The organism is Mariniluteicoccus endophyticus (genome assembly GCF_054780035.1).
In genome coordinates this window covers 98,827-104,954 of the sequence record NZ_BAAGXC010000030.1, presented here as the reverse complement: position 1 = coordinate 104,954, position 6,128 = coordinate 98,827, and the positions used below count along the sequence as shown (strand labels likewise).

At 66.1% G+C, this 6,128-nt stretch carries 9 protein-coding genes and 1 pseudogene; 7 read left to right on the top strand and 3 right to left on the bottom strand.

Going from position 1 to position 6,128, the window contains the following annotated elements:
- The 4 genes and pseudogenes from ACYVGD_RS14370 to ACYVGD_RS14355 form a co-directional block, all read left to right on the top strand.
- Window positions 1-515: pseudogene (locus tag ACYVGD_RS14370) on the top strand (IS256 family transposase); the annotation flags it as partial.
- A gap of 463 nt (window positions 516-978) precedes the next feature.
- Window positions 979-1,629 (top strand): hypothetical protein, encoded by a 651-nt coding sequence (locus tag ACYVGD_RS14365; RefSeq protein WP_460744461.1) that lies wholly within the window; start codon window positions 979-981, stop codon window positions 1,627-1,629.
- A 190-nt stretch (window positions 1,630-1,819) separates the two neighbouring features.
- On the top strand, window positions 1,820-2,281 hold the full coding sequence (locus ACYVGD_RS14360; RefSeq protein ID WP_460744460.1) for a hypothetical protein: 462 nt from the start codon (window positions 1,820-1,822) through the stop codon (window positions 2,279-2,281).
- Window positions 2,278-2,475, top strand: a complete 198-nt coding sequence (locus ACYVGD_RS14355; RefSeq protein WP_460744459.1) for a hypothetical protein — start codon at window positions 2,278-2,280, stop codon at window positions 2,473-2,475. The genes ACYVGD_RS14360 and ACYVGD_RS14355 overlap by 4 nt, the downstream gene beginning before the upstream one ends.
- A 206-nt stretch (window positions 2,476-2,681) precedes the next feature.
- On the opposite strand, the gene ACYVGD_RS14350 is transcribed toward ACYVGD_RS14355, so the two are convergent.
- Entirely contained in the window at window positions 2,682-3,170 is a 489-nt protein-coding gene (locus ACYVGD_RS14350) for a MarR family winged helix-turn-helix transcriptional regulator (protein ID WP_460744458.1), read from the bottom strand.
- A gap of 60 nt (window positions 3,171-3,230) precedes the next feature.
- On the opposite strand from ACYVGD_RS14350, the gene ACYVGD_RS14345 reads away from it, so the two are divergent.
- Window positions 3,231-4,154: an EamA family transporter gene (locus tag ACYVGD_RS14345; protein WP_460744457.1), complete on the top strand. Its 924-nt coding sequence runs from the start codon at window positions 3,231-3,233 to the stop codon at window positions 4,152-4,154.
- A gap of 1 nt (window position 4,155) precedes the next feature.
- Here ACYVGD_RS14345 and ACYVGD_RS14340 read toward each other — a convergent pair whose 3' ends face one another.
- Window positions 4,156-4,626, bottom strand: coding sequence for a VOC family protein (locus tag ACYVGD_RS14340; RefSeq protein WP_460744456.1), 471 nt, complete (start codon window positions 4,624-4,626; stop codon window positions 4,156-4,158).
- A 40-nt stretch (window positions 4,627-4,666) separates the two neighbouring features.
- Window positions 4,667-5,107, bottom strand: coding sequence for a YybH family protein (locus ACYVGD_RS14335; RefSeq protein WP_460744455.1), 441 nt, complete (start codon window positions 5,105-5,107; stop codon window positions 4,667-4,669).
- 106 nt (window positions 5,108-5,213) lie between these two features.
- Here ACYVGD_RS14335 and ACYVGD_RS14330 point away from each other — a divergent pair, with 106 nt between their 5' ends.
- Together ACYVGD_RS14330 and ACYVGD_RS14325 are read left to right on the top strand one after the other, a co-directional pair.
- Window positions 5,214-5,417: a hypothetical protein gene (locus ACYVGD_RS14330; RefSeq protein ID WP_460744454.1), complete on the top strand. Its 204-nt coding sequence runs from the start codon at window positions 5,214-5,216 to the stop codon at window positions 5,415-5,417.
- An 89-nt stretch (window positions 5,418-5,506) separates the two neighbouring features.
- Window positions 5,507-6,127, top strand: a complete 621-nt coding sequence (locus tag ACYVGD_RS14325; protein ID WP_460744453.1) for a hypothetical protein — start codon at window positions 5,507-5,509, stop codon at window positions 6,125-6,127.
- The last annotated feature ends 1 nt before the right edge of the window (window position 6,128 follow it).

The window sequence follows — 6,128 nt, the reverse complement described above, 5'->3', positions numbered from 1 at the left end:
TGAAGGGGCTGCCCACGGCGATCACCGCGATCTGGCCGGAAGCGGTGGTGCAGACCTGTGTGGTCCACCTGATCGGCAACAGCCTGCGGTATGCGTCGAAGGCGGACTGGTCGAAGATCACCGCCGCGTTGAAGCGGGTCTAGGTGGCACCGAACCCCGACGTGGCCGCCGACGAGTTCGAGGCCTTCGCCCAGGCGTGGGAGGGCAAGTACCCGGCCATGGTGCAGATGTGGCGCCGGTCGTGGGAGGAGTTCATCCCGTTCCTGGACTTCCCGCCCGAGATCCGCAGGATCATCTACACCACCAACGGCATCGAGTCGCTGAACGCCCGGTTCCGGGCCGCCACCCGTCGACGCGGCCACTTTCCCGACGAGGAATCCGCACTCAAGGTCCTCTACCTGTCGATCCGCCACAAGGAACCCAACCGCCCCAACCCGACCGGTCAGGTCTCCGGTTGGAAGAACATTCTCAACATCTTGTCACTGACCTACGGCGACCGCCTGGGTCTGAACTGACCAACCTCACTTACACAAAGAATCTGACAGACCCGAGAAGGCGGCGCCGGGCATCGGAGAAGCGCTCAATAACGCCGCCTCGTCTGCCAGTGCAAAGGATTCAGTCGACGACGGAATCGATGAACTGATTGACTCCGCCAGCGCTTCCCCTCAGTCAAAAGATAGCGCCAAGTCCCACAAGGAATACGAAAAAGACGGGGGGAAGAGCAGGCTGTAAAAGACTTTGAGAAGTTGCGTGACGAATACGGCTTAGAGGAGTACTCCTCCGGGAAGGCTCGTATCCTAATATTGAAAGATGGGCGCCGAATCGCGTACACCGACTACAGCGGGACGAGGATGGGTGAAGGAGGGGTCCGGCCCCCCTCTCGTCCCAGCATCAGGATTCAAAATAAGGGGAATGGCCTAGATGTCAAAATCCGATACAACAAATGATCCAACTGGCCCGAAAGAGCATCACGGCGGGATGTGGCCGATCGACGCGACAGCCCACTACCCCGGTCGTAAAGACGGTTTCGACTGGTACGGGCTGCCGTTCTATCCGATCCCCGGTGGCGAAAGTGCCTTCGTCCTGCAGCCCTATCGCAGCATGGAGACGGGCGATCTGATGACCTGGGCGGAGGTCGGCAGGATCTCCGGCCTGTCTCTCCCGGAGACGATGGATACCGATCCATGGGGGGAGTTCGTCTGGGATCTGACTGGTGACCAGGCGCTGTGGCTGCCCCCGGAGGGCGCGATGCCGGTGGAGATGTTGGAGCGTGTCGTCACCCATCTGGTCGATCTCGGAGAGATTGAAGACCTTGATGTCGAGGTGGGATTCTTCGACCCTTGCATGACGATGCTTGACCGGATCGATGAGTTCCGCACTGATTCGGGGATGGTGAGGTTGCGTGATCTGCTGGAGAACGGGCCGATTCCGATGTCGATCTGGGACCCCGCGGGACGGTGGTACATCGCCGGGGCTTATGAAGACCAGTCGAACTACGTGAGCGGCTCTGTTGAGCTCATCGAGCGGATCATGCAGGACCCCACCCTCGAGGCCGTCCGTTACGACCCGCCTGCCCACTGGAAATGGTTCTACGACTTCTACCATCGGTCCCACCTCCCCCTCCGGTAGAGCTACCGCGCAGTCCTCGGTGTTTTGTGAGGTTCGACCGTGGGTTATGGGGTGCAGGGTTGTGGCTCTGCGGTGTCTGTGGAGCGTGTGGTCGCGTTGGTTGGCTCGGGTTGAGTTCGTGACGGCGCTGGTGATGGTGTTGACGCCGTGGCGGAGTTCCTACATCCACTGAACGCGAGAGGATCGAGGCATGATTGAGCAGCCCGCCATGGTCCTTCCTCTCAGTACGGCGCTGGTCGTGGGGTTGCTCGCGCTGCTCGGTGTGCTCGTCACCCAGGGTGTGTTGATCTACAGCAGCGTCCAATCGCGTAGGGCGGAGCAGCGAGCCGAATTGCTGCGCAATATCCGGTGGGCCGCAGAACTGGCTGGTGACCAGGAGGAGCGCAAGGCTGATCTCGGGTTGGCGGCGTTGAAGTCGATCCAGTCCGAGAACAAGTTGACCACGCCAGATGCCGAGATGATCGACGCGATCGTCTTCTCGTTGGTCGACGAGGAGATCGATGAGTTCAGCGGGGACGACATCTTCGAGCTCGAAGGCCCCGACGATGTGGAGGAGGGCGACTTGGGGGAGGACGACCAAGGGGGCGAGAGGATACGGGACTCCCGCGACGGCCTACGCTCACGTACACTCGATGAGGAGGAGGAAGCATGAGCGCCACCAAGATCATCGCCGGTGAGAGTACTGGAGCCGCGTCGCCTGAAAACGGCGCCGCGCGCCGACCGAGACGCGTCATCCGCGTACGCCCCTCCCAAGTCAAGGCCGCCCAGATGCTGCTTTACAGCGGCCACGACAGCCCTGCCCTGAGGGCTCTGGCGAACGCCCGTCGCACGTCAGCTGGCAGGTGAAGTATCCGGCCATGGTCGCGATGTGGCGGAAGTCATGGGAGGACTTCATCCCGTTCTTGGAATTCCCTGCAGAGATCCGCCGATGACGCTGGGGGCGGGGTCGTGTTCTGGTCCGCCGTCAGGGACGCCGTCGAGCTCTCCCGACAGGTGCGTGAGGCCTGCTGCTGGTCCATCCCGTCGCGGAGCGGGGCTGGCACTGACCCTGCTCAGCGTTCCACCGCGTTGAGCCAGCGGCGCAGGATCGCCACGAGCTGGTCGCGGTCGTCGTCGTCGAGCGCGGCGACGAGCCGGTGCTCGTTGGCGAGGTGCTCCTCGACGAGGCGCTCGATGAGGGCGAGACCCTCGGAGGTCAGGGAGATCTCGCGGCCGCGCCCATCGGTCGACGAGGTGTCGCGCCGGACGAGCCCGGCGCCCACGAGGCGGTCGATGCGCTTGGTCACCGCGCCGGAGGTGACCATGAGCTGGCTGCTCAGCTGGCCGGGTGTCGCACGGTAGGGGTCGCCCTGGCGGCGCAGCGTCGCCAGCACGTCGAACTCGCCGTCGCTCAGCCCGGCGGCGGTGAAGGTGGGGCGGAGCTCGCGCTCGAGCAGCTCGCCGAGGCGGTGGACGCGGCCGATCATCCCCATCGGTGCGGGGTCGAGATCGGGACGTTGCTCGCGCCACTGGGCGAGCACGCGGTCGACGGCATCCTCCATGGGGAGGGATCCTAGCGGCAGATTTGGAATATATCTTCCTTGGAAGGCATTCTCTCTTCCGTGGAAACGAAACAGTCCCCGCTCGCGGCCGGCGCCCTCGCCGTGCTCGCCCCCATGGCCTGGGGCAGCACCTACGTGGTCACCCAGACCTTCCTGCCGCCCGGCCGCCCCCTCCTCGCGGCCGTGCTCCGCGCCGCGCCCGTCGGGCTGGTCTTCCTGCTGTTCGTACGCCGGCTCCCGCCGCGCGGCTGGTGGCTCCGCGTGCTCACCCTGTCCGCGCTGAACATCGGCGCGTTCTTCCCGCTGATCTACCTGTCGGCCTACCGCCTGCCGGGCGGCCTCGCCTCCACCATCGCCGCCAGCTCGCCACTGGTCATCACGTTCCTCGCCGCCGTCCTGATCAACGAGCGCGTACGCCGCCGCAACGTCTCCGGCGCCCTCATCGGCCTCGTCGGCGTGGGCCTGCTCGTGCTGCGCGGCGTGAGCAACCCCGACCCGATCGGCCTGTGCGCCTCCGCGGGCGCGATGCTGATGTCGGCCGTCGGCCTCGTGCTGGTCAAGCGCTGGCAGCCGCCCGCCGACCTGATGACGCTCACGACCTGGCAGCTGCTGTTCGGCGGTCTCATGGTCGTCCCCGTCATGCTGCTCGTCGAGGGCGCACCGCCGGCGCTGAGCCTGACGAACGTGCTCGCGTACGCGTACCTCGCCCTGTTCGGCACCGGCATCGCCTACCTCGTCTGGTTCAACGGCCTGCGCAACCTCCGCGCCGCCACCGTGTCGATCCTCGGCCTGTTCAACCCGGTCGTCGGCACGCTGCTCGGCGTGCTCGTTCGCGGTGAACGGTTCGGCCCGGTGCAGGCCACCGGCCTCGCACTGGTGCTCGCCGGCGTGCTCGTGGCGACAGTGCCGCGCGGACGCCGCTGGCGCCGTACGCCCGCGCGGGCCGCCGGGGCCGAGCCGGACCCGGTGGCCGCGCGGGGCTGAGTCAGCCGCGCGCCGCGGCCTCGAGCGCGGCGACGTCGATGCGGACCATGCCCCACAGCGCCTCGGCCACGCGCTGGGCGCGGGCCTGGTCGCCGGAGGTCAGCTCCTCCCAGACCCGCGGCAGGACCTGCCACTGCAGGCCGAACGGGTCGACGATCCACCCGCAGGCGAGCTCGTTGCCGCCCGCGGCGAGGAAGCCGTCCCAGACGCGGTCGAGCTCGGCCTGGTCGTCGACGACCAGCCACATGGAGTGGGCCATGGTGAACCCCTGCGGGCGGGCGGAGGCCATCATCTGGAACGGCGTACCGGCGATCTGGAGCGTCCAGACTCGGACCTGGCCGTCCGGCTGGTCTGCGTTCTCGAACGTCGTCGTCTCGACGACGCGGGTTTCGGGGATCAGCGAGGTGTAGAGGTCGATCGCCTTCTCGGCGTCCTCGGGGGTGAACCAGAGGCAGGTGCGTGCGGTGGTCATGAGTGATTCTCCTTGGTCGTCGAGATGGTCTCGGGGCGGGTCAGTCCACGGGCCTGAGGTCGGCACCCAGGTCGGCCATGCGCAGCGGCACCGACGTGTGCTCCTGGGCGATGCGCCAGCCCTGCGGGGTGCGGACGAGCACCCAGGTGAGCCGGTTCCAGAGCCGGTGCTCCTCGCCGGTGTCGTCGACCCCGGCGTACAGGACGTCCATCGACAGGCCGGCGACGTCGGACTCCCCGGCAACGGTGACGACGAGGTTCTCGGTGCGCAGGCCGAGCGAGCGCTGCATCCCGCCGAGCCAGGCGCGGGTCTGCTCGTCCCAGCCGCGGCGGTCCTGCCGCCACGCGAAGGCGTCCAGGACGACGGCCTCGTCGGCGTACAGCGCGAGCATCGCCTCGGCGTCGCAGGCGTCCACGGCGGAGACGTACGCGGCGGCGACGTCCTGCGGGGTGGTGGTCGGGTGGGCGGGGTTCGTGTCCATGGCCACCAGCCTGCAGCAGGCCCGCGTACGCCGGCTTCTCCGATCGTGCGCACCAGAGATGTCGGTGGCTGTGCGTAGCGTGCATCATAGGAAGTGAGGAGGGGACATGACGAAGGACGTCACGACGACTTCAACCACCACGCTGATGAATCGCAGCGAACTGTGCGAGCACAGGGATCACCTCCTGCGGCGAGCGGGTCGGTCGCTGGAGGACCTCCGCGCGGCGGCTGATCGATATGAGCTGGACGCCCGAGAGCGCACACTTCTTGATGACATCGAGGGTGTGGAGTGGCTCCTCCGCGAGCGATGAGCGAGGGGACGGATTTCGTCCAAGCCGTCCAGGCCTTTGCAGACGAGTTGTCCGACACCCTCTCTGTGGTCACGAGTACGGCGCCTCGCATGGACATCAGGCCGTACCTGGACGCAGGCGAGGCGTTGATCAGACAGGAGGACGAGCAAGGTCTCGTCCTCCTGGCAGGTGGCAAGCAGATCTTGTCGCTGCAGCTTCTCTACAAGTTGACTCGAGATCGAACGGATGAGCACCTTCGGGTGGTGGAGTCCCAGTTGCGGGTCATGCCCGTTCCCGGGAGGCGTCCGGTTTTTCGCTACGAATACGACAGGGAGAAGGAATCGGGAACGCAACCGGCGGCGCACATCCAAGTCCACGGCAACCATCCCGAATTGCAGGAGCTCATGTTGGGAGCAGGGCGTGGAACGACTCGAAGCAGCGAGCGATCAGGAGTCCCCGACATCACTGATCTTCATTTCCCTGTTGGGGGCACACGATTCCGCCCCTGCGTCGAAGACCTGGTGGAGTTCCTGATCCACGAGTTCCGGATCGAGCCCTCGATCGAGCGGAATTCTGCTCTCCAGAAACTCGCCGAAGGGCGCGCCCGATGGCGTGAGAAGCAGTTGCGATCTGCCGTGCGTGATGCGCCGTGGGTGGCCCGCGAAGTGCTCGCTTCCCTCGAGGAACCTGCGTGTGAGCCGCGGGTCCCTCCCGAGTGGTTCAGGCTCTGAC